We start from the raw sequence: 23,539 nt of genomic DNA on the forward strand, positions 1-23,539 counted from the left end.
GATCTCAAAAGACTGCACCGGCCCTCGGCAGCGCCGGCAATAGAGAGCAGGAAGGGCTGCGCGCATTGTTCCGCACGCAGGCGCGTGCATGCTCCCAAGCGGATTCAGGCCCGTGGCGCGCGCGCCAGCCCAAGGAAGCGCGCCAGCTCCTCGCGCTTGGCCAGGGCGTCACTGCGGCCCAGCTCGATCAGCTCGTTGCAGTAGGGCGCTTCGAACAGCAGATAGCTCAAGACCCCTGCGCCGCTGGTGCGGGTCGCCCCGGGCCCACGCAGGAATACACGCAACGCTGCCGGCAGCTCATGCCGATGACGAGCGGCAATCTCGTCGATGGGCTGGCTGGGGGCAATCACCAGTACTTCCACTGGAGCAATGCCCAGGGCGCGGTCGGCCGCACTGCCGGGCAGCAACCGGCTGAAGTGATTGAGCCGCTCCAGCAATTCGATATCGCTTTCCAGGCTGTCAATGAAGGTGCTGTTGAGCATGTGCCCGCCAATCTGCGCCAGGGTCGGCTCCTGACCGGTATAGGTCCGCTGCCCGGCACTCTCCGGATCGTTGCCCCGCGGGTTGCCGCTGACGCCCACCACCAGCACACGGCTGGCCCCCAGGTGCAGGGCCGGGCTGATGGGCGCCGACTGGCGCACCGCCCCATCGCCGAAATACTCCTGGTCGAGCTTCACCGGCGCGAACAGCAAGGGGATCGCCGAACTGGCCAGCAAGTGATCCACCGTCAGATGGGTGGGAATGCCGATCCGTCGATGCCGCAGCCAGGGATCGATCACCCCGCCCCCTTGATAGAAGGTCACCGCCTGGCCGGATTCGTAGCCGAACGCGGTTACCGCCACAGCGTGCAATTGGCCCTGGGCAATCGCGTCGTTGATGCCCGACAGGTGCATGTGTTCGTTGAGCAGCTCGCGCAGCGGCGAGTTGTTGATCAGCGCCACCGGCACCTGGGCACCCAGCCCCAGCAGGCTGTGGCCGACAAAGCGGCTGGCCTGGCGAATGACCCCGGGCCAGTCGCTGCGCATTACCTGATCACTGCGAAAGTTGCGCCAGAACGCCGTGAGGCGCTGGATCGCCGCAGAAAAGTCCACGGCGCCACTGGCCAGGCTGACGGCATTGATGGCCCCCGCTGAAGTGCCGACGATCACCGGGAACGGGTTGCGCGCCCCCGGGCCCAGCAACTCGGCAATCGCCGCCAGCACGCCGACTTGATAAGCGGCCCGGGCACCACCGCCGGAAAGAATCAAACCTGTTACCGGTCCAGCACTCATTGCTTCACTCCATCCATGGCGTACCAGGGCCGCTCATCAAGGCCAGAGGGTCAACCGCGCTTCTTATAGAGCTTGGGCTCGCCTGGCGGCCGGCTCTTGAAGCGACGGTGAGCCCAGAGGTACTGCTCGGGGCAGGCGCGCAAGGCGGTTTCCACCCACTGATTGATCCGCAGGCAATCCTCCTCTTCGGTGGCGCCGGGAAAATCCGCCAGGGGGGCATGGATCACCAGACGGTACCCACTGCCATCGGCCAGGCGTTCCTGGGTGAAAGGCACCACCAGCGCCTTGCCCAGGCGGGCGAACTTGCTGGTAGCGGTGACCGTCGCAGCCTGGATACCGAACAGCGGCACGAAAACGCTCTGCTTGGCGCCATAGTCCTGGTCCGGCGCATACCAGATCGCCCGTCCGGACCGCAGCAGCTTGAGCATGCCGCGCACGTCGTCGCGCTCCACCGCTAGGGAATCGAGGTTGTGGCGCTCGCGCCCGCGGCGCTGGATGAAGTCGAACAGTGGGTTCTTGTGTTCGCGGTACATGCCATCGATGGTGTGTTGCTGGCCCAGCAGCGCCGCGCCGATCTCCAGGGTGGTGAAGTGCAGGGCCATGAGAATCACCCCATGACCGTCGCGCTGGGCCTGCTTGAGGTAGTCCAGCCCTTCGACATGGGCCAGCCGAGCCAGCCGCGGCTTGGACCACCACCAGCTCATGGCCATCTCGAAGAAGGCGATCCCGGTGGAGGCGAAGTTCTCCTTGAGCAGGCGTTTGCGTTCCTCGGCGGACTTTTCCGGGAAACACAGTTCCAGGTTGCGCTTGGCAATCCGCCGGCGCTCACCGGCCACCCGGTACATCAGCGCCCCGAGGGCGCGACCGATGTGCAGCAGTGCGGCATAGGGCAACTGGACGATCAGCCATAACACACCAAGCCCCAGCCACAGCGGCCAGAAACGTGGAGACAAGAATGCAGCTCGAAAACGCGGGCGATCCATTACAGATTCCGGGACAGACAACAAGGTCGCGCATTCTACATCGGTTCGACCTGGCTTGCGGGGCGCGGGCGATCTCGTTATAAGTCTCGGCACTTTTAGTGACAAGCCGCCTTCTGCAGACCATGAGCCAAACCGAATCGCTAGACCAAGATCCTGTGTTCCAGTTAAAGGGCAGCATGCTCGCCATCACCGTGCTGGAACTGGCCCGCAATGACCTAGAAGGCCTCGATCGCCAACTGGCCGCGAAAGTCGCCCAGGCGCCGAACTTCTTCAGCAACGCCCCGCTGGTACTGGCCCTGGACAAGCTGCCTGCTGGCGAAGGCTCGGTGGATCTGCCCGGGCTGATGCGCGTCTGCCGCCAGCACGGCCTGCGGACCCTGGCGATCCGCGCCAGCCGCATCGAAGACATTGCCGCGGCGATTGCCGTCGACCTGCCGGTGCTGCCACCTTCCGGCGCCCGGGAGCGGCCGCTGGAGCCACCGGAAAGTGAAATCAAGAAGCCGGAAAAACCGCCGGAACCCACCATCAAACCGACTCGCATCATCACCTCGCCCGTACGCGGCGGGCAGCAGATCTATGCCCAGGGTGGCGATCTGGTAGTGGTGTCCTCGGTCAGCCCCGGTGCGGAACTTCTCGCCGATGGCAATATCCATGTATACGGCCCCATGCGCGGTCGCGCCCTGGCTGGAGTCAAGGGTGACACCAAGGCGCGGATTTTCTGTCAGCAATTGAGCGCTGAACTGATCTCCATCGCAGGCCAGTACAAGGTTTCCGAGGACCTGCGACGCGACCCGCTGTGGGGCTCCGGAGTCCAGGTCAGCCTGTCGGGTGACGTGTTGAACATCACACGTCTTTAACGGATACTGCCGCATTTTCCAAGCATCTCTAAAACGTAGCGAAAACGGCTCAAACGAAGTAGGAAATTGGCAATCAGCAGTGTTTATCGACGATAAACCCTGCCGCTGACCGAGCTCCAGCCAAGGCTGTCCGACTGCAGTAGTTTTCAAGAGATGTTTTTCAGGGGCTAAAAGTCCTTTTTCCTTAGGGGTGAAACACCTTGGCCAAGATTCTCGTGGTTACATCCGGCAAGGGTGGTGTGGGTAAAACCACCACCAGCGCCGCTATCGGTACCGGCCTCGCTCTGCGCGGCCACAAAACAGTGATCGTCGACTTCGACGTCGGCCTGCGTAACCTCGACCTGATCATGGGCTGCGAGCGTCGCGTGGTGTATGACTTCGTCAACGTGGTCAACGGCGAAGCCAACCTGCAGCAAGCCCTGATCAAAGACAAGCGCCTGGAAAACCTCTACGTACTGGCCGCCAGCCAGACCCGCGACAAAGACGCGCTGACCCTGGAAGGCGTGGAAAAGGTCCTGATGGAACTCAAGGAAACCTTCGAGTTCGTGGTCTGCGACTCTCCGGCCGGTATCGAGAAAGGCGCGCACCTGGCCATGTACTTCGCCGACGAAGCGATTGTCGTGACCAACCCTGAAGTGTCTTCGGTGCGTGACTCCGACCGCATGCTCGGCCTGCTGGCCAGCAAATCCCGTCGCGCCGAAAAGGGCGAAGACGCGATCAAGGAACACCTGCTGTTGACCCGCTACAACCCGGAGCGTGTCAGCAATGGCGAAATGCTCGGTGTTGAAGACGTCAAAGAAATTCTGGCAGTGACCCTGCTCGGCGTCATTCCGGAATCCCAGGCAGTGCTCAAGGCTTCCAACCAGGGCGTGCCGGTGATTCTCGACGACCAGAGTGATGCTGGCCAGGCCTACAGCGATGCGGTTGACCGCCTGCTGGGCAAAACCGTGGAGCACCGGTTCCTTGATGTCGAGAAGAAGGGATTCTTCGAGCGCCTGTTTGGAGGTAGATAATGAATCTTTTTGACTTCTTTCGTGCCAGCAAAAAGGTCAGCACCGCGTCGGTAGCGAAAGAGCGTCTACAGATCATCGTGGCGCATGAACGCGGCCAGCGCAGCACCCCTGATTACTTGCCCGCCTTGCAGAAGGAACTGGTGGAAGTGATCCGCAAGTACGTCAATATCGGGTCCGACGACGTGCACGTCGCTCTGGAAAACCAGGGCAGCTGCTCGATCCTGGAACTCAATATCACCCTGCCTGATCGCTGATTGATCCGACGGGAGCCACGGCGGCTCGCGGGCCTCATGCATTGCATCGAGGTCGGCGAGCCGCCGTTGGCGTTTGTTACGAGGCTGTTTCAATGCCGTTGTCGAATATCCACATCCTGCATCAGGACCCCGCCGTCCTGGTGGTGAACAAACCCACCCTGCTGCTCTCCGTCCCCGGCCGCGCCGACGACAACAAGGACTGCCTGATTACCCGCCTGCAGGAAAACGGCTACCCCGAAGCCCGTATCGTCCACCGGCTGGATTGGGAAACCTCGGGCATCATTCTCCTGGCCCGGGACGCTGATACCCATCGCGAACTGTCGCGACAGTTTCATGACCGCGAAACCGAAAAGGCCTACACCGCCCTGTGCTGGGGCCAGCCGGAACTGGACAGCGGCAGCATCGATCTGCCCTTGCGTTATGATCCGCCAACCAAACCCCGGCATGTGGTGGACCACGAATTCGGCAAGCACGCCCTGACCTTCTGGCGAGTGCTGGAGCGCTGCGGCGACTGGTGCCGGGTCGAATTGACCCCCATCACCGGCCGCTCCCATCAGTTGCGGGTACACATGCTTTCCATCGGCCATCCGCTGCTGGGTGACGGCCTTTATGCCCATCCACAAGCACTGGCGGCCTGGCCCCGCCTATGCCTGCATGCCAGCATGCTCAGCTTCACTCACCCGCAGACAGGCGAGCGCCTGCGCTTCGAGTGCCCCGCGCCGTTCTGACCCCCCCACTGCAGGAGCCGGCTTGCCGGCGATGTCGCCCCGGCGCCTGTTCTTCGCCGGCAAGCCGGCTCCTACAAGGCCCGCCTATACGTTAAACTCGCGCCACTGCTGTCTGGAGCTACTTATGCGCGAAGAGTTGAACCAAGGCCTGATCGACTTTCTCAAGGCCTCCCCTACCCCTTTCCATGCCACTGCCAGCCTCGTTCAACGCCTGGAAGCGGCGGGTTACCAGCGCCTCGACGAGCGCGAGCCATGGACCACCGAAGCCAACGGCCGCTACTACGTCACCCGTAACGACTCCTCCATCGTCGCCTTCAAACTGGGCCGGCATTCGCCACTGCAAGGCGGCATCCGCCTGGTAGGCGCCCACACCGACAGCCCCTGCCTGCGGGTCAAGCCCCAGCCGGAACTGCAACGCCAGGGCTTCTGGCAACTGGGCGTCGAAGTCTATGGCGGCGCATTGCTGGCTCCGTGGTTCGACCGCGACCTGTCCCTGGCCGGCCGCGTGACCTTCCGCCGCGACGGCAAGGTGGAAAGCCAGCTGATCGACTTCAAGGCGCCGATCGCGATCATTCCCAACCTGGCCATCCACCTCAACCGTGAAGCCAATCAGGGCTGGGCGATCAACGCGCAGAACGAATTGCCGCCGATCCTGGCCCAGTTCGCCGGCGATGAGCGGGTGGATTTCCGAGCGGTCCTGACCGACCAACTGGCCCGCGAACACGGCCTGAACGCCGATGTGGTGCTGGACTACGAGTTGAGCTTCTACGACACCCAGAGTGCTGCCGTGATCGGCCTGCACGGTGACTTCATTGCCGGCGCGCGCCTGGACAACCTGCTGTCCTGTTACGCCGGGCTGCAGGCCCTGTTGACGGCCGACAGCGAGGAAACCTGCGTACTGGTGTGCAACGACCATGAAGAAGTCGGCTCCTGCTCGGCTTGCGGCGCTGATGGTCCGATGCTCGAACAGACCCTGCGCCGCCTGCTGCCCGAAGGCGACGAGTTCGTCCGCACCATCCAGAGGTCGCTGCTGATTTCCGCAGACAATGCCCACGGCGTACACCCCAACTACGCCGACAAGCATGACGCCAATCACGGCCCGAAACTCAATGCCGGCCCGGTGATCAAGGTCAACAGCAACCAGCGCTACGCCACCAACAGCGAAACCGCCGGCTTCTTCCGCCACCTGTGCATGGCCGAAGAAGTGCCGGTACAGAGCTTCGTGGTGCGCAGCGACATGGGTTGCGGCTCGACCATCGGCCCGATCACCGCCAGCCATCTGGGGGTACGCACTGTGGACATAGGCCTGCCGACCTTCGCCATGCACTCGATCCGCGAGCTCTGTGGCAGCCATGACCTGGCTCATCTGGTGAAAGTGCTGAGCGCCTTCTACGCTAGCCACGAACTGCCATGAGGCAGAGGGCGGGCGCGTGGACACACGCCCGCCTGTTTCTGATGCACATCAACCCGGGCCGCGACAAAGCGACCTAGACTTACAGTTACTCCTCCTGACAAGGCTGTCGCCATGATCTCGATGTCTTCGTTCCACTCCATGCTCATCCCCATTCTCACGGGCATGATCCTGCTGGCCATCGGCTTCAACTTCCGGGACAAGAACCTCGGTGTGTTCAGCATGTGGATCGGCATGCTGCTGATTCTCGGCACCGTGGTCTACAAGATCCTGGCCAAGCTCGCGGAATAAATGCAGCACTCACCCTCGCATTGAATTTGGCGGCCTCGTACACTCGGTCGATCCATTTTTCCCGAGGTTGACCGCCCAGTGTTCGCTCGTCTTTTTGCCCTGCCCTGCTATGTGCTCGTCTGCCTGCTGACCCTGCTGCCCCTAGGGAGCGCGCAGGCGGTGGGCTTGCCTGGCTTGCTGGGCAACCAGACCAAGGCGCAGCCCCAGGCTGAGGAACCCCTGGGGCAATCCCTGGACGAGGTGATCAAGTCCCTGGAGAACGACCAGCAACGGGCCAAGCTGCTGGCGGACCTGAAGAAACTGCGGGATGCCACGAAAAAAGCCCAGCCCACTCCAGAAGAAGGCGTACTGGGCCTGATCGGCGGCACCCTGTCGAACCTGGAAAAGCAATTCTCCGGGGCCGACAGCCCGGTTACCCGCTGGTCCGACGAGTTCGACCTGGCCAAGGAAGAACTCTCGGCACTGATGCTGCCAGCCAGCCAGTGGCTGCCGATCATCTTTGCCTTTGCCCTGATCCTCATGGTCTGGAGCCTACTGGCAGCAGCGCTGATCTGGCTCAGCCACCGGGTGCGCCTGCGCTTCGGCCTGACCGAAGACCTGCCCCAGCATCCCAAGACCTGGGACCTGCTGCGCTTTGCCCTGCGCAAGCTCGGCCCCTGGCTGATCGCCCTGTTGATCACGGTCTACATGACCTACTCCCTGCCCTCTTCCCTGGGCAAGGACCTGGCCATGGTCCTGGCCTACGCCCTGGTGGTCGGCACCTGTTTCTCGGCGATCTGCGTGGTGGCGTTCTCCGTACTCGACGGCCCGCACCGCCATCGCGCCCTGTACATCCTGCGGCGCCAGGCCTTCCGCCCGCTGTGGTGGATCGGCAGCTTCGCCGCCTTTGGCGAGGCCCTGAGCGACCCACGCATGGTGGCCAGCCTGGGCCAGCACCTGGCCCATACCGCGGCGACCTTCGCCAATGTCATGGCGGCGCTGTCCACCGGCGTGTTCATCCTGCGTTTCCGCCGCCCCATCGCCCACCTGATCCGCAACCAGCCGCTGTCACGGCGCCTGACCCGCCGGGCCCTGAGCGACACCATCGAGATCATCGGCACCTTCTGGTACCTGCCGGCCCTGGTGCTGGTAGGTATCTCGCTGTTCGCCACCTTCGTTTCCGCCGGCGACACCAGCACCGCCCTGCGCCAGTCGTTGCTGTGCACGGTACTGCTGGTGCTGTGCATGGTGATCAACGGCCTGGTACGCCGCCATGCCCTCAAGCCCCAGCGCGGGCACAAACGCCATGCGCTGTACTCCGAGCGGCTGAAAAGCTTCTTCTACACCCTGGCTCACCTGGCGGTCTGGCTGGCATTCATCGAGCTCGGCCTGCGGGTCTGGGGCATGTCGCTGATCCGCTTCACCGAAGGCGATGGCCATGAAGTCAGCGTCAAGCTGTTCAGCCTCGGCGGCACCCTGATCTTTGCCTGGCTGATCTGGATTCTCAGCGACACCGCGGTGCATCACGCCCTGACCCGCTCGCGCAAGGGCCTGGCCAACGCGCGCGCGCAAACCATGATGCCGCTGATCCGCAACGTGCTGTTCGTGGCGATCTTCATCATTGCCACCATCGTTGCCCTGGCGAACATGGGCATGAACGTCACGCCGCTGCTGGCCGGTGCCGGTGTCATCGGCCTGGCCATCGGTTTCGGCGCCCAGTCCCTGGTAGCGGACTTGATCACCGGCCTGTTCATCATCATCGAGGACTCCCTGGCCATCGACGACTACGTCGATGTCGGCGGCCACCTGGGCACCGTCGAGGGCCTGACTATCCGTACCGTGCGCCTGCGGGACATCGACGGCATCGTGCACACCATCCCGTTCAGCGAAATCAAGAGCATCAAGAACTACTCCCGGGAGTTCGGCTACGCGATCTTCCGCGTGGCGATCCCGTACAACATGGAAATCGACGACGCAATCAAGCTGATGCGCGATGTCGGCCAGAAGATGCGCACCGACCCCCTGCAGCGCCGCAATATCTGGTCGCCGCTGGAAATCCAGGGGGTGGAGAGTTTCGAGTCCGGCAGCGCCATCCTCCGTGCCCGTTTCAAGACTGCACCAATCAAGCAGTGGGAAGTGTCCCGGGCGTTCAACCTGTCCCTCAAGCGTCACCTCGACGAAGCCGGGCTGGACCTGGCTACGCCGCGCATGAGCATCCAGGTGATCACCGCAGGCGGCGGCGCGGAAAAGGAGTGATCCTGTAGGAGCCGGCTTGCCGGCGAACGACACTGGCGCCTAAAGAACGTCAACACCGACATGAATCGCGTCATGGCGCCAGAACTCCAGGTCGCAATCGATCAGCCGCTCGTGCTGGTCATAGTTCACCCGGGCAATCCGCAGCCCCGGGCTGCCCACCGAGACCTTCAAGGCCGCCGCCGCTTCCGGCTGCAGTGAGGTGGGCACAATTTCAAAGCGCACCCGTCCGTAGTGCAGGTCGTAATGCCGGGCATAGAGTTCGGTGATCGACTGGTTCAGGTCCAGATCGAGAATCTTCGGAAAATACTTGGGGTTCAGGTAGTGCTCGACATACAGCACCAGCCGCTCATCGATGCGTCGTGCGCGGCAGATCTGGATCACGCTGGACAGTGCCGGCAATTGCAGCCAGGCGCAGACCGCCGCCGATGCCGGTTGCAGGCGCGCGGAAATCACCTCGGTGGAGGGCACCCGCCCCTGGGCGCTGACCATGGCGTGGAAGTGGCTGCGCTGCATCAGGTTGTAGGCCAAGCGCGGCGGCGAGACAAACCAGCCACGACGCTCTTCACGGTAGATCTGGCCCTGGGCCTCCAGTTGCAGCAGGGCCTCACGCACAGTGATGCGGGTGGTGGCGAATAGCTCGCTGAGCTTGCGTTCGGCCGGCAGCTTGCTACCGGGCGCCAACAGCCCGTGGGCGATCTGCTCCTGCAGGACCTGGCCGATGGCTGTCACCGCTTTGGTTGCATCAATACGCATCAACGTTACCTATCTGGACTAGACCAGCACTGTTTCAGGGCAGCGCAATGGCCGGGGCAGTGCTCTGCATCCGTGCCCAAAGCCTAGGCAATGCATATGACTGACAGATGACAAAGGCGCTCAGCGGGCCTGCCACCAACTTGCAAATTACCCGCCAGATCCTTGTTCTGCGGGCGTTTGGCCATGGTCTACGCTTATTTCGCAGCCCCGGACCTGCGCCCTAATCCATGCGTCGATCGTTGGCACCGACATCAAAGTGTCATCCAACCCGCCTAAATTGGCTCAGGTATTGCTGACCTAGACCAACCCACCGCAAGACTGTCGATAAAACGCAGCGTTGAACACGCCCAAAGGAGCTTCGGATGAAACAGCTTTTCCTGGCATCACTGTTAGGCTCGACCATTGCCCTGTGCACCGCCGCCATGGCTGCTGATAACGATTTGAAAACCCTGGAAGCCGCTGCGAAAGCAGAAGGCGCGGTCAACAGCGTCGGCATGCCCGATGACTGGGCCAACTGGAAAGGCACCTGGGAAGACCTGGCCAAGACCTATGGCCTCAAGCACATCGACACCGACATGAGCTCGGCCCAGGAGATCGCCAAGTTCGCCGCCGAGAAAGACAATGCCAGCGCCGATATCGGCGACGTTGGCGCGGCCTTCGGCCCGATCGCGGTCAAGCAGGGCGTGGCCCAGCCTTACAAGCCGAGCACCTGGGCCCAGGTCCCGGATTGGGCCAAGGACAAGGACGGCAACTGGGCGCTGGCCTACACCGGCACCATCGCCTTCATCATCAACAAGAAGCTGCTGCACGGCTCCGAAGCGCCGAAGAGCTGGGCCGACCTGGAAAAGGGCAAGTACAAGGTTTCCATCGGTGACGTGAGCACCGCCGCCCAGGCCGCCAACGGCGTACTGGCCGCCGCCATTGCCAAGGGTGGTGACGAGAAGAACATCCAGCCGGCGCTGCTGATGTTCGCCGAGATCGCCAAGCAGGGGCGCCTGTCCCTGGCCAACCCGACCATCGCCACCATGGAAAAGGGTGAAGTGGAAGTGGGCGTGGTCTGGGACTTCAACGGCCTGAGCTACCGCAACAAGATGGTCAACAAGGACGACTACATCGTGCTGATCCCGTCGGACGGCTCGGTGATCTCCGGCTACACCACCATCATCAACAAGTACGCCAAGCATCCCAACGCCGCCAAGCTGACCCGCGAGTACATCTTCAGCGACGCCGGCCAGACCAACCTGGCCCGCGGCAATGCGCGGCCGATCCGTGCCGAGCACCTGACCCTGCCAGCGGACGTACAGGCCAACCTGCTGCCCAACGAGCAGTACAAGCACGTAACACCGATCAAGGACGCCGATGCCTGGGAGAAAACCTCCAAGGGCCTGCCGCAGAAGTGGCAGGAAGAAGTGATCATCAACATGCAGTAAGGCTGCATCCCTGTAGGAGCCGGCTTGCCGGCGAATGGCTCAAAGGCGCTGCACAGACAAGCGCACACAGGCCACTCGCCGACAAGCTGGCGCCTGCACACCCGATCCCGGAGTCCTCCACCTCATGAAGCACAACGTCATCCTTGTGGTGCTCGACGGCCTCAACCACGAAGTTGCCCGACACGCCATGGGGCACCTGCAAGCCTACGTCGGTGCTGGCCGCGCCGCCCTGTACAAACTGCAATGCGAACTACCTGCCCTCTCCCGCCCGCTGTACGAATGCATATTCACCGGCGTGCGGCCGATCGACAGCGGTATCGTGCACAACCAAGTCTCGCGCCTCTCCAACCAGCGCAGCCTGTTCCACTACGCCCGCGAGGCCGGCCTGAGCACTGCCGCCGCGGCCTATCACTGGGTCAGCGAGCTGTACAACCGTTCGCCCTTCAACGCCCCGCAAGACCGGCACACCGCAAACCCTGAACTGCCGATCCAGTACGGCCACTTCTACTGGAGCGATCATTACCCCGATTCCCATCTGTTCGCCGACGCCGAGGACCTGCGCCTGCGCCATCAGCCCAACCTGCTGCTGGTGCATCCGATGAACATCGACGACGCCGGACACAAGCACGGCCTGGACAGTTCGCAGTACCGCAACAGCGCGCGCTCGGCGGACATCATTCTCGCCGACTACCTGCAAGGCTGGCTCGACGCCGGCTACCAGGTGCTGGTGACGGCCGACCACGGCATGAACAACGACCGCTCGCACAATGGCCTGCTGGCCGAGGAGCGAGAGGTCCCGCTGTTCGTTCTCGGCGACGCTTTCAGCCTCGACCCCGCTGCCGCGCCGAAACAGACCGAACTGTGCGGCACCGTCTGCCAATTGCTGGGCGCGCCCCATGACAAACCTTTCTGCCGGGAGCTGTTGAAGTGAATTCAGTCACCCGTGGTAAATGGCTGGCGGCCCTGTGCCTGGTGCCCTTCGCCCTGTTCTTCATCGTGTTCCAGATTGCCCCCCTAGTGTGGGTGCTGATCAACAGCCTGCAATCGGAAGAGTTCGGCTGGGGCCTGGCCAACTTCACCAGGATCTTCAGCTCGAAGTTCTACCTGCAGGCCATCCAGTACAGCCTGGAGATCAGTTTCTGGTCCAGCGTGTTCGGCATCATCATCGCGGTGCTGGGCAGCTACTCGCTGCGCCGGGTGGATTCGCGCCTGCGCAACTTCGTCAATGCCTTCGCCAACATGACCAGCAACTTCGCCGGGGTGCCCCTGGCTTTCGCCTTCATCATCCTGCTGGGCTTCAACGGCACCATCACCATCATGCTCAAGCAGTCGGGGATCATTCAGGACTTCAACCTGTACTCCAAGACCGGGTTGATCATTCTCTACACCTACTTCCAGATCCCCCTTGGCGTGCTGCTGCTCTACCCGGCCTTCGACGCCCTGCGCGAGGACTGGCGTGAATCCGCCGCCTTGCTGGGGGCCAACGGCTGGCAGTTCTGGCGGCATATCGGCCTGCCGGTGCTGACCCCGGCGCTGCTGGGCACCTTCGTCATCCTGCTGGCCAACGCCCTGGGCGCCTACGCCACGGTCTACGCGCTGACCACCGGCAACTTCAACGTCCTGCCGATCCGCATCGCAGCCATGGTCTCCGGGGACATCTCCCTGGATCCGAACATGGCCAGCGCCCTGGCCGTGGTGCTGGTGGCGCTGATGACCCTGGTGACCATCGTCCATCAACTGCTGTTGAAGAGGAGCTACCATGTCTCGCGCTGAACCCGGCTCCGCCGCGCTCTACCACCGAGTGATGGTCTACCTGCTGTTTGCCATCCTTCTGCTGCCGCTGCTGGGGACCTTCGTCTACTCGATTGCCAGCAGCTGGTCGGCGACCATCCTGCCCAGCGGCTTCACCTTCAAGTGGTACCTGCAGCTGTGGAGCGACCCACGTTTTCTCAATGCCTTCGGCCAGTCATTGCTGGTCTGCGTGGGTGCGCTGGTGCTTTCAGTGGTGCTGATCCTGCCGCTGCTGTTCGTGGTGCACTACCACTTCCCCAAGCTCGATGCGCTGATGAACATCCTGATCCTGCTGCCCTTCGCGGTGCCGCCGGTGGTGTCCTCGGTGGGCCTGCTGCAACTCTATGGTTCGGGGCCCTTCGCCATGGTCGGCACGCCCTGGATCCTCATCGGCTGTTACTTCACCGTGGCACTGCCGTTCATGTACCGGGCCATCACCAACAACTTGCAGGCGATCAACCTGCGGGACCTGATGGACGCGGCCCAACTGCTGGGCGCCAGTACCTGGCAGGCGGCCTTCCTGGTGGTCCTGCCGAACCTGCGCAAGGGCCTGATGGTGGCGCTGCTGCTGTCCTTCTCGTTCCTGTTCGGCGAGTTCGTGTTCGCCAACATCCTGGTGGGCACCCGCTATGAAACCCTGCAGGTCTACCTGAACAACATGCGTAACAGCAGCGGCCACTTCACCAGCGCCCTGGTGATTTCCTACTTCTTCTTCGTGCTGCTTCTGACCTGGGCCGCCAACATCTTGAACAAGGACAAAAGCCAATGAGCTTCGTCAGCGTCCAACACCTGCAAAAGAACTATGCGGGCACCACGGTATTCAGCGACATCAATTGCGAAATCCGCAAGGGCGAGTTCGTTACCCTGCTCGGCCCTTCCGGCTGCGGCAAGTCGACCCTGCTGCGCTGCATCGCCGGCCTGACCCCGGTGGACGGCGGCAAGATCCTCCTCGACGGCCAGGACATCGTGCCCCTGAGCCCGCAGAAACGCGGGATCGGCATGGTGTTCCAGAGCTACGCGCTGTTTCCTAACATGACCGTGGAACAGAACGTCGCCTTTGGCCTGCGCATGCAGAAGGTCGGCGCCGAAGACAGCCGCAAGCGGGTCCAGGAAGCCTTGCAACTGGTGGAGCTCAACGACTTCGCCAGCCGCTACCCGCACCAGCTGTCCGGTGGCCAGTGCCAGCGCGTGGCCCTGGCCCGCTCCCTGGTGACCCGCCCGCGCCTGCTGTTGCTGGACGAACCGCTGTCGGCCCTGGATGCACGGATCCGCAAGCACTTGCGCGAACAGATCCGCAACATCCAGCGGGAACTGGGCCTGACGACGATCTTCGTCACCCACGACCAGGAAGAAGCCCTGACCATGTCCGACCGGATCTTCCTGATGAACCAGGGCCGGATCGTCCAGAGCGGCGATGCCGAAACCCTCTACACCGCCCCGGTGGACGCCTTCGCCGCGGGCTTTATCGGCAACTACAACCTGCTGGATGCCGACAGCGCCAGCAAGCTGCTGCAGCGGCCGGTCAGCGGCCGCATCGCCATCCGCCCGGAAGCCATCGAACTGCGCAAGGAAGGCCCACTGGATGCGCTGGTACGCAGCCACAGTCTGCTGGGCAACGTGATCCGCTATCGGGTCGAGGCCCGAGGCGTGGAGCTGGTGGTGGATGTACTCAACCGCTCGGCCGATGATCTGCACGCCGACGGCCAGCGTCTGGCATTGAGCATCGATCCGACAGCCCTGTGTGAGGTAGCCTGATGGCATTCACGCAATTGATCCTGAAGAGAGAGCGGCACTGATGGCCTTGGCAATTTTTGATCTGGACGAAACCCTGATTCACGGCGACTGCGCCACCCTCTGGAGCGAACAGATGGGCCGCCTGGGCTGGGTCGACAGCGAGTCGTTCATGCGTCGCAACCATGAGCTGATGGACGCCTACAGCCATGGCAAGCTGGCCATGGAGGAGTTCATGGACTTCAGCCTGGAACCCATGAGCGGACGCACCCCGGAAGAGGTCGCGCACCTGGTCGAGCCCTGGGTCGAAGAGGTGATCGAGCCGATCATCTTCAGCGACGCCTGCAAGGCCATTGCCGCCCACCGCCAGGCCGGCGACCGGATCCTGGTGATCTCGGCCTCGGGCACCCACCTGGTGAAGCCGATTGCCGCGCGCCTGGGTATCGACGAAGTCCTGGGAATCGAGCTGGAGGTGCAGCATGGGGTCTACAGCGGCCGCACCGTTGGCACCCTGACCTACCGCGAGGGCAAGATCACCCGCCTGCTGCAATGGCTGGATGCCGAGGAAGAAAACCTGGAAGGCGCAACCTTCTACTCCGACTCGCGCAATGACCTGCCGTTGCTGCTGCGCGTGGACCACCCGCAGGTGGTGAACCCGGATCCGGTGCTGCGTGAACATGCGCAGAAGGCCGGCTGGCCGATCCACCACTGGAAGTGACCAGCCCCAGAGATCCCCGGAGCTGGCTTGTGTAGGAGCTGGCTTGCCAGCGAACAGACCGCCAGGCCTGGCGCCCCCTTCGCCGGCAAGCCGGCTCCTGCAGGGCTCAGGTCAGGCTGGGGTCGATCACCAGCACCAGCTTGCCCGAGACCTGATTGGTCGCCAGCTCCGCAAAAGCGGCTTCTGCATCCTGGATCGCAAAGGTCCTGGCCAATTGCGGGCTCAGACGCCCTTCGCTGAACAACGGCCAGACATTCTGCCCAAGGTCGCTCAACAGGTCGGCCTTGAACTGGTCATTCCGGCTGCGCAGGGTCGACCCCAGAAACTGGATCCGCTTGCCCAGCACCTGGGCCAGGTCCAGCTGCGCTTCGCGCCCGCCCATCAAGCCGATCAGTACCCAACGTCCATCCAGGGCCAGCAGCTTGAGGTTGTTGGCCACATAATTGGCGCCCACCGGGTCGAGAATCACATCAAAAGGCCCAAAGTCCCGCAGCGCCTCAATGCCATCGGTACGCACCACACCGCCCTGGGCACCGAGGCTCTCGCAGTAGGCCAGGCGATCGGCTGAACCAACGCTCACCCAGCACGGGTTGCCGAACGCCTTGCACAGCTGGATAGCCGCCGAGCCGACGCCACTGGCGCCAGCGTGCAGCAGGACCTTCTCGCCCGGCTTGAGCGCTGCCAGCTGGAACAGATTCAGCCAGGCTGTGCTGTAGACCTCGGGCAGCGCCGCGGCCTCGGCCAGGGACAACCCTTCGGGTACTGGCAGTACATGGCGGGCATCTACCACCACCTCTTCAGCCATGCCTCCGCCCGCCAGCAGGGCACAGACCCGATCACCCACTTGCCAGGACGAACCCGGGCCCACTTCACTGACTACCCCGGAGCATTCCAGGCCAAGGGCCTTGCTGGCTCCGGGAGGCGGGGGATAGAGCCCCGCACGCTGCAACAGATCGGCCCGATTGAGGCCAGCAGCCGCCACCCGAATGCGAACTTGCCCCACATCACAGGCCGGACTTGGCTCTTCCACCCACTCCACATGACCTTCAACGCCTTGCAATGCTTTCACAGTGCCTCCATAGTGAGTCTGGACTGAGCCCGGAGCGGTAGCACCGGGCTTTTTGCATTATGCGACCGGTCCTTATGGAACCGGCGACTTCAAAGACGGCCTAATATGCGTTATCAATTGCCCCCGCGTCGAATCAGCATGAAGCATTTGTTCCCCAGCACCGCCCTCGCTCTTTTCATTGGTTTCGGCCTGCTGCCGATGTCGACCAATACGTTCGCAGCCAATAGCTGGGACAATCTTCAGCCCGATCGCGATGAGGTAATTGCCAGCCTCAATGTCGTTGAACTGCTCAAACGTCATCACTACAGCAAACCGCCGCTGGATGATGCGCGCTCGGTGATCATCTACGACAGCTACCTGAAGCTGCTGGATCCGTCGCGCAGCTACTTCATGGCCAGCGACATCGCGGAGTTCGACAAATGGAAAACCCAGTTTGACGACTTCCTCAAGAGCGGCGACCTGAACGCCGGGTTCACCATCTACAAGCGCTATCTGGACCGGGTCAAATCCCGCCTGGACTTCGCCCTGGCCGAGCTTAACAAGGGCGTCGACAAGATCGACTTCACCACCAAGGAAACCTTGCTGATCGATCGCAAGGATGCTCCTTGGCTCAAGACCACCGCCGAACTCGACGACCTGTGGCGCAAGCGCGTCAAGGACGAAGTGCTGCGGATGAAGATCGCCGGCAAGGATCCCAAGCAGATCCAGGAAACCCTGACCAAGCGCTACAAGAACCAGCTGGCGCGCCTGGACCAGACCCGTGCCGAAGATATCTTCCAGGCCTACATCAACACCTTCGCCATGTCCTACGACCCGCACACCAACTATCTGTCGCCGGATAACGCGGAAAACTTCGACATCAACATGAGCCTGTCGCTGGAAGGCATCGGCGCCGTGTTGCAGAGCGACAATGATCAGGTCAAGGTCGTGCGCCTGGTGCCGGCAGGTCCTGCCGACAAGACCAAGCAGGTAGCCCCTGCGGACAAGATCATCGGTGTGGCCCAGGGCGACAAGGAAATGGTCGACGTGGTGGGCTGGCGCCTGGACGAAGTGGTCAAGCTGATCCGTGGTCCGAAAGGCACCCTGGTACGCCTGGAGGTGATCCCGGCCAGCAATGCGCCAAACGACCAGACCAGCAAGATCGTGCCGATCACCCGCGAAGCGGTGAAGCTCGAAGACCAGGCGGTGAAGAAGTCGGTCCTCAACCTCAAGCAGGACGGCAAGGACTACAAGCTCGGGGTGATCGAGATCCCGGCCTTCTACCTGGACTTCAAGGCCTTCCGCGCTGGTGATCCGGATTACAAGAGCACTACCCGCGACGTGAAGAAACTGCTGACCGAGTTGCAGAAAGACAAGGTCGACGGTGTGGTCATCGACCTGCGCAACAACGGCGGCGGCTCCCTCCAGGAAGCCACCGAGCTGACCAGCCTGTTCATCGACAAGGGGCCAACCGTGCTGGTGCGCAACGCCGACGGCCGGGTGGATGTACTGGAAGATGAAAACCCCGGCGCCTTCTACAAAGGCCCGATGGCACTGCTGGTCAACCGTCTCTCGGCTTCGGCTTCGGAGATCTTCGCCGGTGCCATGCAGGACTACCACCGCGCCTTGATCATCGGCGGCCAGACCTTCGGCAAAGGCACCGTGCAGACCATCCAGCCGCTGAACCACGGCGAGCTGAAGCTGACCCTGGCCAAGTTCTACCGGGTTTCCGGGCAGAGCACCCAGCACCAGGGCGTGCTGCCGGATATCGGCTATCCGTCGATCATCGACACCAAGGAAATCGGCGAAAGCGCCCTGCCTGAAGCCATGCCATGGGACACCATCCGCCCGGCCATCAAGCCTGCGGTAGACCCGTTCAAACCGTTCCTGGCTCAGCTCAAGGCCGAACACGAAAGCCGCTCGGCGAAAGATCCGGAGTTTGTGTTCATCCGCGACAAGCTGGCCCTGGCACAGAAACTGATGGCGGAAAAAACCGTCAGCCTCAATGAAGCCGATCGTCGGGCGCAACATGCCGATATCGAAGCCCAGCAACTGGCCCTGGAAAACGCCCGTCGCAAAGCCAAGGGCGAGGAGCCGCTCAAAGAGCTGAAGAAAGAAGACGAAGATGCACTGGCTGCTGCCGAGCCGGACAAGACCAAGCCGGAAGACGACGCCTACCTGAGTGAAACCGGGCGCATCCTGCTGGACTATCTGAAGCTCAACACCTCGGTGGCCAAGCACTGAGGATGATGGCAATTTAATTCGATCGCTCCTCGGATCGTCATTAAACAGTCATCATTCTGTCGTGAAATAAAGGACCGGGCGCCGCTCTCTAGCCAGAGCCGCGCCCGGTCCTTTTTTTATCGACAGAGATCGCCATGACCACGACCGAACAGCTCAGTGCATTGAGTTCAATCCTGGCTCAAAGCGGTTTGCACAGCCTGTTCCAACCGATCATTTCTCTGTCCGAGCGGCGCATCCTGGGTTATGAGGCCCTGAGTCGCGGCCCCTCAAACAGCCCTCTGCACTCCCCTGTCGCGCTGTTCGCCGTCGCGCGCCAGGCCGGGCGCCTGAGCGAGCTGGAGATTGCCTGTCGGCAAAGCGCCTGCAAACGCTTCAGCGAACAGCAACTGCCCGGCAAGCTGTTCCTCAACGTCTCACCGGAATCCCTGCTGGAGGCCGCCCACCAACCAGGGCGTACCTTGCAGCTGCTTGAGGACTTCGGCATCCCCCCCAGCCAGGTGGTGATCGAGCTTACCGAACAGACCCCGATCGACGATTTCCAGTTGCTGCAGAACGCCCTGCACCATTACCGCGACATGGGTTTCTCCATCGCCCTGGACGACCTGGGCGCCGGTTATTCGAGCCTGCGCCTGTGGTCGGAGCTGCGCCCGGACTACGTGAAAATCGACCGGCACTTTATCGACGGCATTCACCAGGATGCCCTCAAGCGCGAGTTCGTCGGCTCGATTCTGCAAATCGCAAAAGCCTCCCGCGCCCAGGTGATCGCCGAAGGGATCGAACTGACCGAAGAACTGGCAGTGCTGACCGAGATGGGCGTCGACCTGGTCCAGGGCTACCTGTTGTGTCGCCCCCAGGAACAGCCGCCGAGGGACGCTCGGGCAATGATGCCCAAGCATGATCACACCAGCGTGGCCCTCAACGATGATGGCAGCGACCTCAGTGCGCTGCTCAACGAGCAACCGGCCGTTGCCCGCAATACGCCCACCGCCAACGTCCTGGAAGCCTTTCGCCGGCAAGCCAACCTCAACTCCCTGGCGGTGCTGGACGAACAGGGGCAGCCTTGCGGCATCGTCCATCGGCACTCGCTCTCCGACGCCCTGCTCAAGCCCTTTGCCACCGACCTGTTCGCCCGCAAGCCCATCAGCCGCCTGATGAACGATGACTTTCTCGCGGTCGAACTCAGCCAGTCCCTGCAGCAGGTCAGCCGCCTGATCACCAGCCGCGCCCGCCAACGCATCGAGGAAGATTTCATCATCACCTTGAATGGCCATTATCTGGGGCTGGGGCGGGTCATCGATGTGCTCAAGCTGATTACGGAGCTGAAGATCCAGCAAGCCCGCTACGCCAACCCGCTGACTCTGCTGCCCGGCAATGTGCCGATCCAGCAGTGCCTGAGCCGCCTGCTGCAGCAAGCTCGGGAATCGGTGATCTGCTACGTCGACATCGACAGTTTCAAACCCTTCAACGATATCTATGGCTATGGCCGCGGCGATGAGGTGCTGCTGTGCCTGGCCCAATGCCTGAACGACCGGGTAGACCCGAGCCGCGACTTCGTCGGACATATCGGTGGGGATGACTTTCTGCTGGTGCTGGGGCCGGAAGACTGGCGCCGACGGCTCAACCAGTTGCTGGATGACTTCCACAGCCAGTGCCGGCGCTTCTACCGCAGCGAACACCTGGAGGCTGGCTACTTTGTCGCCCCCAATCGGCAAGGTATCCGTCAGGAATTTCCCTTGCTGTCACTGTCCATCGGCGTAGTGCACCTGTATCCACAGGCCTGTGGCCAACTGGACTCCAGCCAACTGGCGGAGCTGGCCTCCCAGGCCAAGCATCACGCCAAGAATATCCAGGGCTACAGCATCCATGTGATCGACAGCCTGGAAGCGGCAGCCAGCCTGGGAGCGCAAAACCTCAGTGAGCCGCTGCGGGATCAGTCGGCTGATCGAGCTGCGTCAGTTTGAGCGCCGCAAGAGGATGCCCGGCCTGAGCCGAAAGCGTCCACCAGCGCGCCGCTTCGACAGCGTCGGGAGCCTTGCTGGGCGAGCCGGCCAGGCTGATCACGCCCAACTGATAGGCTGCCTTGCCATCCCCCGCCAGTGCAGCCAGACGCAGCAGGCGTTGACCTTCTTGACGGGCGCCAAGCCCCTGCCCACGAAAAGTCAGGATGTGCCCATAAAAGCTCAGCGCACCGACATTGCCAAGATTGGCCATGCGCGCGAACTGACCTTCCATCCAACGCCAGACACGGGGTTGGCGGACAAACCACGGCCAATGAAACAAACGGCGCGCCAGCCAATAGCCGAGTCGCGCCTTGAGTGCCAGGAACATTCAAGCCTCCGCTGATTCGGGATACTCGTACTCGAAGACCCGCACCACTTCCGAGGCATGCCATGAAGCCGCGGCAACACCGTCGGAAGGGCCGGAAAAACGCCCCAGACGCTCCACGCACTCGAAGAAGCCGGTACGCGGCAAGCGGCTGGCCCCCTGGCTGATCACCAGGGAACTGCGCAAAGGCTGTTCGGCCCGTGCATCCAGCGCTGCCAGATGCTCCAGCGCCGCTGTCAGGGTCTGCATGGCCGGGCTGGGCAGTTGCAAGCGCTCCAACAAGGCTCGATAGGTTAAAAGATGCCGCTGACGACGGGCCTGATCCAGCTCACCCAACAGCCCATCCCAGTGCTGACGACTGATCCTTACACTCACGATTGCTCCCTCCACCCCGGCACCGTCAACTCCCAGGCCAGGCTGCGGCGAATCGCAGCGTCGGGTTGACGCTCGCCACTTTCAATCAGGGCCAGGTAAGACGGACTGATACCAACTTTGCGGGCCAGCGCCTCGATGGCGATGCCCTTCCCTTCGCGCAGACTGCGTAATTGATCCAGGCCCGGAAGATTCTGGGCTGGTGGCGCTGCCTGAGAAGTTGCGGCAGCGTGCGGTGGTTGTTCGGTAAGACCTGCGGCTGACAATAAAGCTTGATACTGAGCCCACGGCAGAACCGCATATTCGGGCTCGCCATCGCGTTCAATAATCTGAATATCCATTACTACCCCGTAGGACAACGACACTTAGCGAGTCGGACTTTTCCCTTGAAGTGTAATCCTAACAGCGGCAATGGTCGCGGGGAGCATGATTGTTGTGGGAGGCGGTGAATACCCTTAGTTTTTCTGCGGTCCTTCCAGCAGCAATTGCTCCGCAGTGTCCGGCAAGCGCTCGACAACCGCGAGTTTTTCCGGCATTTGCCGATTGCGCCAGGTTCGGAAGGCGTTGAGTTCGTCATCCAGGGTTTTCATCAGCCAAGCCAGAACGGCGATATCGTCAAGCATGCCGAACACCGGAATAAAGTCGGGAATGGCATCCACAGGGCTGAGGAAATACATCAAGCCTGCCACCACCGACAGCAGCGCCTTGGGGCTGATGGCCCGGTACTCGCCACGCCAGTACGCCAGGCACAGTGCCTGCAACAAGCGCAGGTCCTGTTTGACCTTGCCCAGGCGTCCGCCCTGGCTGGCGCCTTTGCTCGCCACGGCGAACAGCAGCGTGGGCAAACGGCCGCGGCTCAGCAAGCGCCCCGCCAGCGGCAGGAAACGAGCAAAATTCCAGGGTGCTTTCATCATCACTCCCACTGAAATGTTATCCACACAAATTGTGGATAACCTTGTGAACAGAGCTATTTTTCACGGCTGAAAGCCCCGTTTCATAAGGGCTGAGCTCAGATCGGGCGTTTTTTACTCACATAAAAAAACCCATAATTTCATTGACTTGGCAGCCTCCAGCGACTACCTACCGCTCATACCCTGTTCAGACCACCCGCACTGCCGTCGGTTCGGATAATTTGCCAGCAGCAACCTGCAGAAACGACAACGCCCCGTAAGAACGGGGCGTTGCTTCAGGCGCTGACGCAGGTTACTTGGCGGCGTCCTGCTTGGCTGGATCCTTGATACCCAGCAGCTCCAGTTCGAAGACCAGCACCGAGTTGGCTGGAATCGCCGGGCTCGGGCTCTGGGCGCCGTAGGCCAGGTCGCTCGGGATGTACAGCTTGTACTTCTCGCCCACGTGCATCAGTTGCAGGCCTTCGACCCAACCCGGGATCACGCCGCTGACCGGCAGATCGATCGGGCTGCCACGCTCTACCGAGCTGTCGAACACAGTGCCGTTGGTCAGGGTGCCGGTGTAGTGAACAGTCACGACATCAGTCGGCTTGGGCTGAGGACCGTCAGCCTTTTTCAATACTTCGTACTGCAGACCGGAAGCGGTGGTGGTCACACCGGTTTTCTTGCCGTTCTCTTCGAGGAATTTCTTGCCGGCAGCCGCCGACTCTTCGCTCATCTTGGCCATGCGCTCTTCGGCACGCTTTTGCAGCGCGGCGAAGGCTTCGACCAACTCTTCATCCTTCAGCTTCTGTTCTTTCTTGCCGACGGCATCTTCGATGCCCTGGGCGACCGCTTTGGAATCCAGGTCATCCATGCCTTCCTGAGCCAGACTCTTGCCCATGTTCAGGCCGATACCGTAGGAAGCTTTTTGCGCCGGGGTTTTCAGCTCTACGCTGGTCTGCGAATCACAACCCGCAAGTACCAGGCTAACCAGGGCCACCGCCGCCGCCAACCGATGCTGTTTCATGCTATTTCCTTGTTCATGCGCCTAAAGGGCAATCGAATAAAGCCGCGAGCTTATCAGGCGACCACGACCAATGGCTACCGGCGTAAGAGTAGTAAATGGCCGATAAGTTCACGTCTTTAAACGCGTTTTCATGCTCTGGGGTACACCCTGCCCAGGCCGCTTACCGA

The 23,539-nt window shown here is 62.0% G+C and carries 24 protein-coding genes; 15 read left to right on the forward strand and 9 right to left on the reverse strand.

All coding sequences use genetic code 11. The features are described from left to right. Positions 1-104 precede the first annotated feature (104 nt). Both KI242_RS22865 and KI242_RS22870 read right to left on the reverse strand, forming a co-directional pair. Positions 105-1,271 (reverse strand): patatin-like phospholipase family protein, encoded by a 1,167-nt coding sequence (locus KI242_RS22865; protein WP_053159753.1) that lies wholly within the window; start codon positions 1,269-1,271, stop codon positions 105-107. A 50-nt stretch (positions 1,272-1,321) separates the two neighbouring features. Further along, positions 1,322-2,254: a lipid A biosynthesis lauroyl acyltransferase gene (locus KI242_RS22870; RefSeq protein WP_041119452.1), complete on the reverse strand. Its 933-nt coding sequence runs from the start codon at positions 2,252-2,254 to the stop codon at positions 1,322-1,324. Between the two features lie 122 nt (positions 2,255-2,376). On the opposite strand from KI242_RS22870, the gene minC reads away from it, so the two are divergent. The 7 genes from minC to KI242_RS22905 all read left to right on the forward strand — a co-directional run bounded on the left by minC (position 2,377) and on the right by KI242_RS22905 (position 9,043). After that, positions 2,377-3,111 carry a septum site-determining protein MinC gene (gene minC, locus KI242_RS22875; RefSeq protein ID WP_011062649.1) on the forward strand — a complete coding sequence of 245 codons (735 nt, stop codon included), beginning with the start codon at positions 2,377-2,379 and terminating at the stop codon, positions 3,109-3,111. 200 nt (positions 3,112-3,311) lie between these two features. Beyond that, positions 3,312-4,124 carry a septum site-determining protein MinD gene (minD, locus tag KI242_RS22880; protein WP_011062650.1) on the forward strand — a complete coding sequence of 271 codons (813 nt, stop codon included), beginning with the start codon at positions 3,312-3,314 and terminating at the stop codon, positions 4,122-4,124. Next, entirely contained in the window at positions 4,124-4,378 is a 255-nt protein-coding gene (gene minE, locus KI242_RS22885) for a cell division topological specificity factor MinE (protein ID WP_007898843.1), read from the forward strand. The genes minD and minE overlap by 1 nt, the downstream gene beginning before the upstream one ends. A 92-nt stretch (positions 4,379-4,470) precedes the next feature. After that, a complete protein-coding gene (locus KI242_RS22890; RefSeq protein ID WP_015636609.1) occupies positions 4,471-5,106 on the forward strand; it encodes an RluA family pseudouridine synthase in 636 nt (211 codons plus the stop codon). Between the two features lie 124 nt (positions 5,107-5,230). Beyond that, the gene (locus KI242_RS22895) at positions 5,231-6,520 is read left to right on the forward strand and encodes a M18 family aminopeptidase (RefSeq protein ID WP_011062652.1); all 1,290 of its coding nucleotides are present in this window, start codon (positions 5,231-5,233) and stop codon (positions 6,518-6,520) included. Between the two features lie 111 nt (positions 6,521-6,631). After that, positions 6,632-6,808 carry a hypothetical protein gene (locus tag KI242_RS22900; protein WP_011062653.1) on the forward strand — a complete coding sequence of 59 codons (177 nt, stop codon included), beginning with the start codon at positions 6,632-6,634 and terminating at the stop codon, positions 6,806-6,808. Positions 6,809-6,886: 78 nt separating this feature from the next. Further along, positions 6,887-9,043, forward strand: a complete 2,157-nt coding sequence (locus KI242_RS22905; protein WP_041119455.1) for a mechanosensitive ion channel domain-containing protein — start codon at positions 6,887-6,889, stop codon at positions 9,041-9,043. 39 nt (positions 9,044-9,082) lie between these two features. On the opposite strand, the gene KI242_RS22910 is transcribed toward KI242_RS22905, so the two are convergent. Continuing rightward, complete coding sequence (locus KI242_RS22910; RefSeq protein ID WP_011062655.1) at positions 9,083-9,796, reverse strand: UTRA domain-containing protein; 714 nt, start codon at positions 9,794-9,796, stop codon at positions 9,083-9,085. A gap of 362 nt (positions 9,797-10,158) precedes the next feature. Here KI242_RS22910 and KI242_RS22915 point away from each other — a divergent pair, with 362 nt between their 5' ends. The 6 genes from KI242_RS22915 to KI242_RS22940 all read left to right on the forward strand — a co-directional run bounded on the left by KI242_RS22915 (position 10,159) and on the right by KI242_RS22940 (position 15,466). Then, entirely contained in the window at positions 10,159-11,226 is a 1,068-nt protein-coding gene (locus KI242_RS22915) for an ABC transporter substrate-binding protein (RefSeq protein WP_015636612.1), read from the forward strand. A 124-nt stretch (positions 11,227-11,350) separates the two neighbouring features. Beyond that, entirely contained in the window at positions 11,351-12,157 is an 807-nt protein-coding gene (locus KI242_RS22920; RefSeq protein ID WP_212805589.1) for an alkaline phosphatase family protein, read from the forward strand. Next, positions 12,154-12,999 (forward strand): ABC transporter permease subunit, encoded by an 846-nt coding sequence (locus tag KI242_RS22925; RefSeq protein ID WP_011062658.1) that lies wholly within the window; start codon positions 12,154-12,156, stop codon positions 12,997-12,999. The genes KI242_RS22920 and KI242_RS22925 overlap by 4 nt, the downstream gene beginning before the upstream one ends. Continuing rightward, entirely contained in the window at positions 12,986-13,786 is an 801-nt protein-coding gene (locus tag KI242_RS22930) for an ABC transporter permease (protein WP_011062659.1), read from the forward strand. Before KI242_RS22925 ends, KI242_RS22930 begins: the two co-directional genes overlap by 14 nt. Further along, the gene (locus KI242_RS22935) at positions 13,783-14,772 is read left to right on the forward strand and encodes an ABC transporter ATP-binding protein (protein ID WP_011062660.1); all 990 of its coding nucleotides are present in this window, start codon (positions 13,783-13,785) and stop codon (positions 14,770-14,772) included. The genes KI242_RS22930 and KI242_RS22935 overlap by 4 nt, the downstream gene beginning before the upstream one ends. A 40-nt stretch (positions 14,773-14,812) precedes the next feature. After that, on the forward strand, positions 14,813-15,466 hold the full coding sequence (locus KI242_RS22940; protein WP_011062661.1) for an HAD family hydrolase: 654 nt from the start codon (positions 14,813-14,815) through the stop codon (positions 15,464-15,466). Positions 15,467-15,572: 106 nt separating this feature from the next. Here the strand turns inward: KI242_RS22940 and KI242_RS22945 are convergent, their stop codons facing one another. Further along, on the reverse strand, positions 15,573-16,535 hold the full coding sequence (locus KI242_RS22945) for an NAD(P)H-quinone oxidoreductase (RefSeq protein WP_015636616.1): 963 nt from the start codon (positions 16,533-16,535) through the stop codon (positions 15,573-15,575). 138 nt (positions 16,536-16,673) lie between these two features. Here KI242_RS22945 and KI242_RS22950 point away from each other — a divergent pair, with 138 nt between their 5' ends. Continuing rightward, on the forward strand, positions 16,674-18,758 hold the full coding sequence (locus KI242_RS22950; RefSeq protein WP_212805590.1) for a carboxy terminal-processing peptidase: 2,085 nt from the start codon (positions 16,674-16,676) through the stop codon (positions 18,756-18,758). A 134-nt stretch (positions 18,759-18,892) separates the two neighbouring features. Further along, on the forward strand, positions 18,893-20,719 hold the full coding sequence (locus tag KI242_RS22955; protein WP_212805591.1) for a bifunctional diguanylate cyclase/phosphodiesterase: 1,827 nt from the start codon (positions 18,893-18,895) through the stop codon (positions 20,717-20,719). Here KI242_RS22955 and KI242_RS22960 read toward each other — a convergent pair. From KI242_RS22960 to KI242_RS22980, 5 genes are all read right to left on the reverse strand, one after another. Continuing rightward, positions 20,670-21,086: a hypothetical protein gene (locus tag KI242_RS22960; protein WP_011062665.1), complete on the reverse strand. Its 417-nt coding sequence runs from the start codon at positions 21,084-21,086 to the stop codon at positions 20,670-20,672. The genes KI242_RS22955 and KI242_RS22960 overlap by 50 nt on opposite strands. Beyond that, positions 21,087-21,458 (reverse strand): hypothetical protein, encoded by a 372-nt coding sequence (locus KI242_RS22965; RefSeq protein ID WP_003179080.1) that lies wholly within the window; start codon positions 21,456-21,458, stop codon positions 21,087-21,089. Next, the gene (locus tag KI242_RS22970; protein ID WP_015636619.1) at positions 21,455-21,796 is read right to left on the reverse strand and encodes a helix-turn-helix transcriptional regulator; all 342 of its coding nucleotides are present in this window, start codon (positions 21,794-21,796) and stop codon (positions 21,455-21,457) included. Before KI242_RS22970 ends, KI242_RS22965 begins: the two co-directional genes overlap by 4 nt. 114 nt (positions 21,797-21,910) lie before the next feature. Further along, a complete protein-coding gene (locus tag KI242_RS22975; RefSeq protein ID WP_011062666.1) occupies positions 21,911-22,366 on the reverse strand; it encodes a YkvA family protein in 456 nt (151 codons plus the stop codon). A 292-nt stretch (positions 22,367-22,658) separates the two neighbouring features. Then, on the reverse strand, positions 22,659-23,372 hold the full coding sequence (locus tag KI242_RS22980) for an FKBP-type peptidyl-prolyl cis-trans isomerase (protein ID WP_011062667.1): 714 nt from the start codon (positions 23,370-23,372) through the stop codon (positions 22,659-22,661). Positions 23,373-23,539: the final 167 nt, after the last annotated feature.

This window comes from Pseudomonas sp. Eqa60 (genome assembly GCF_018326405.1).
Taxonomy (GTDB): domain Bacteria; phylum Pseudomonadota; class Gammaproteobacteria; order Pseudomonadales; family Pseudomonadaceae; genus Aquipseudomonas; species Aquipseudomonas protegens.

Bases quoted from the DNA above. Each gene is read 5' to 3' on its own strand.
- KI242_RS22960 (WP_011062665.1), bottom strand. From the start codon at position 21,086: ATGTTCCTGGCACTCAAGGCGCGACTCGGCTATTGGCTGGCGCGCCGT.
- KI242_RS22870 (WP_041119452.1), bottom strand. From the start codon at position 2,254: ATGGATCGCCCGCGTTTTCGAGCTGCATTCTTGTCTCCACGTTTCTGG.
- KI242_RS22910 (WP_011062655.1), bottom strand. From the start codon at position 9,796: ATGCGTATTGATGCAACCAAAGCGGTGACAGCCATCGGCCAGGTCCTG.
- KI242_RS22890 (WP_015636609.1), top strand. From the start codon at position 4,471: ATGCCGTTGTCGAATATCCACATCCTGCATCAGGACCCCGCCGTCCTG.
- KI242_RS22920 (WP_212805589.1), top strand. From the start codon at position 11,351: ATGAAGCACAACGTCATCCTTGTGGTGCTCGACGGCCTCAACCACGAA.
- KI242_RS22975 (WP_011062666.1), bottom strand. From the start codon at position 22,366: ATGAAAGCACCCTGGAATTTTGCTCGTTTCCTGCCGCTGGCGGGGCGC.
- KI242_RS22940 (WP_011062661.1), top strand. From the start codon at position 14,813: ATGGCCTTGGCAATTTTTGATCTGGACGAAACCCTGATTCACGGCGAC.
- minE (WP_007898843.1), top strand. From the start codon at position 4,124: ATGAATCTTTTTGACTTCTTTCGTGCCAGCAAAAAGGTCAGCACCGCG.
- KI242_RS22950 (WP_212805590.1), top strand. From the start codon at position 16,674: ATGAAGCATTTGTTCCCCAGCACCGCCCTCGCTCTTTTCATTGGTTTC.
- KI242_RS22980 (WP_011062667.1), bottom strand. From the start codon at position 23,372: ATGAAACAGCATCGGTTGGCGGCGGCGGTGGCCCTGGTTAGCCTGGTA.
- KI242_RS22930 (WP_011062659.1), top strand. From the start codon at position 12,986: ATGTCTCGCGCTGAACCCGGCTCCGCCGCGCTCTACCACCGAGTGATG.
- KI242_RS22895 (WP_011062652.1), top strand. From the start codon at position 5,231: ATGCGCGAAGAGTTGAACCAAGGCCTGATCGACTTTCTCAAGGCCTCC.
- KI242_RS22915 (WP_015636612.1), top strand. From the start codon at position 10,159: ATGAAACAGCTTTTCCTGGCATCACTGTTAGGCTCGACCATTGCCCTG.
- KI242_RS22955 (WP_212805591.1), top strand. From the start codon at position 18,893: ATGACCACGACCGAACAGCTCAGTGCATTGAGTTCAATCCTGGCTCAA.
- KI242_RS22865 (WP_053159753.1), bottom strand. From the start codon at position 1,271: ATGAGTGCTGGACCGGTAACAGGTTTGATTCTTTCCGGCGGTGGTGCC.
- KI242_RS22900 (WP_011062653.1), top strand. From the start codon at position 6,632: ATGATCTCGATGTCTTCGTTCCACTCCATGCTCATCCCCATTCTCACG.
- minC (WP_011062649.1), top strand. From the start codon at position 2,377: ATGAGCCAAACCGAATCGCTAGACCAAGATCCTGTGTTCCAGTTAAAG.
- KI242_RS22935 (WP_011062660.1), top strand. From the start codon at position 13,783: ATGAGCTTCGTCAGCGTCCAACACCTGCAAAAGAACTATGCGGGCACC.
- KI242_RS22970 (WP_015636619.1), bottom strand. From the start codon at position 21,796: ATGGATATTCAGATTATTGAACGCGATGGCGAGCCCGAATATGCGGTT.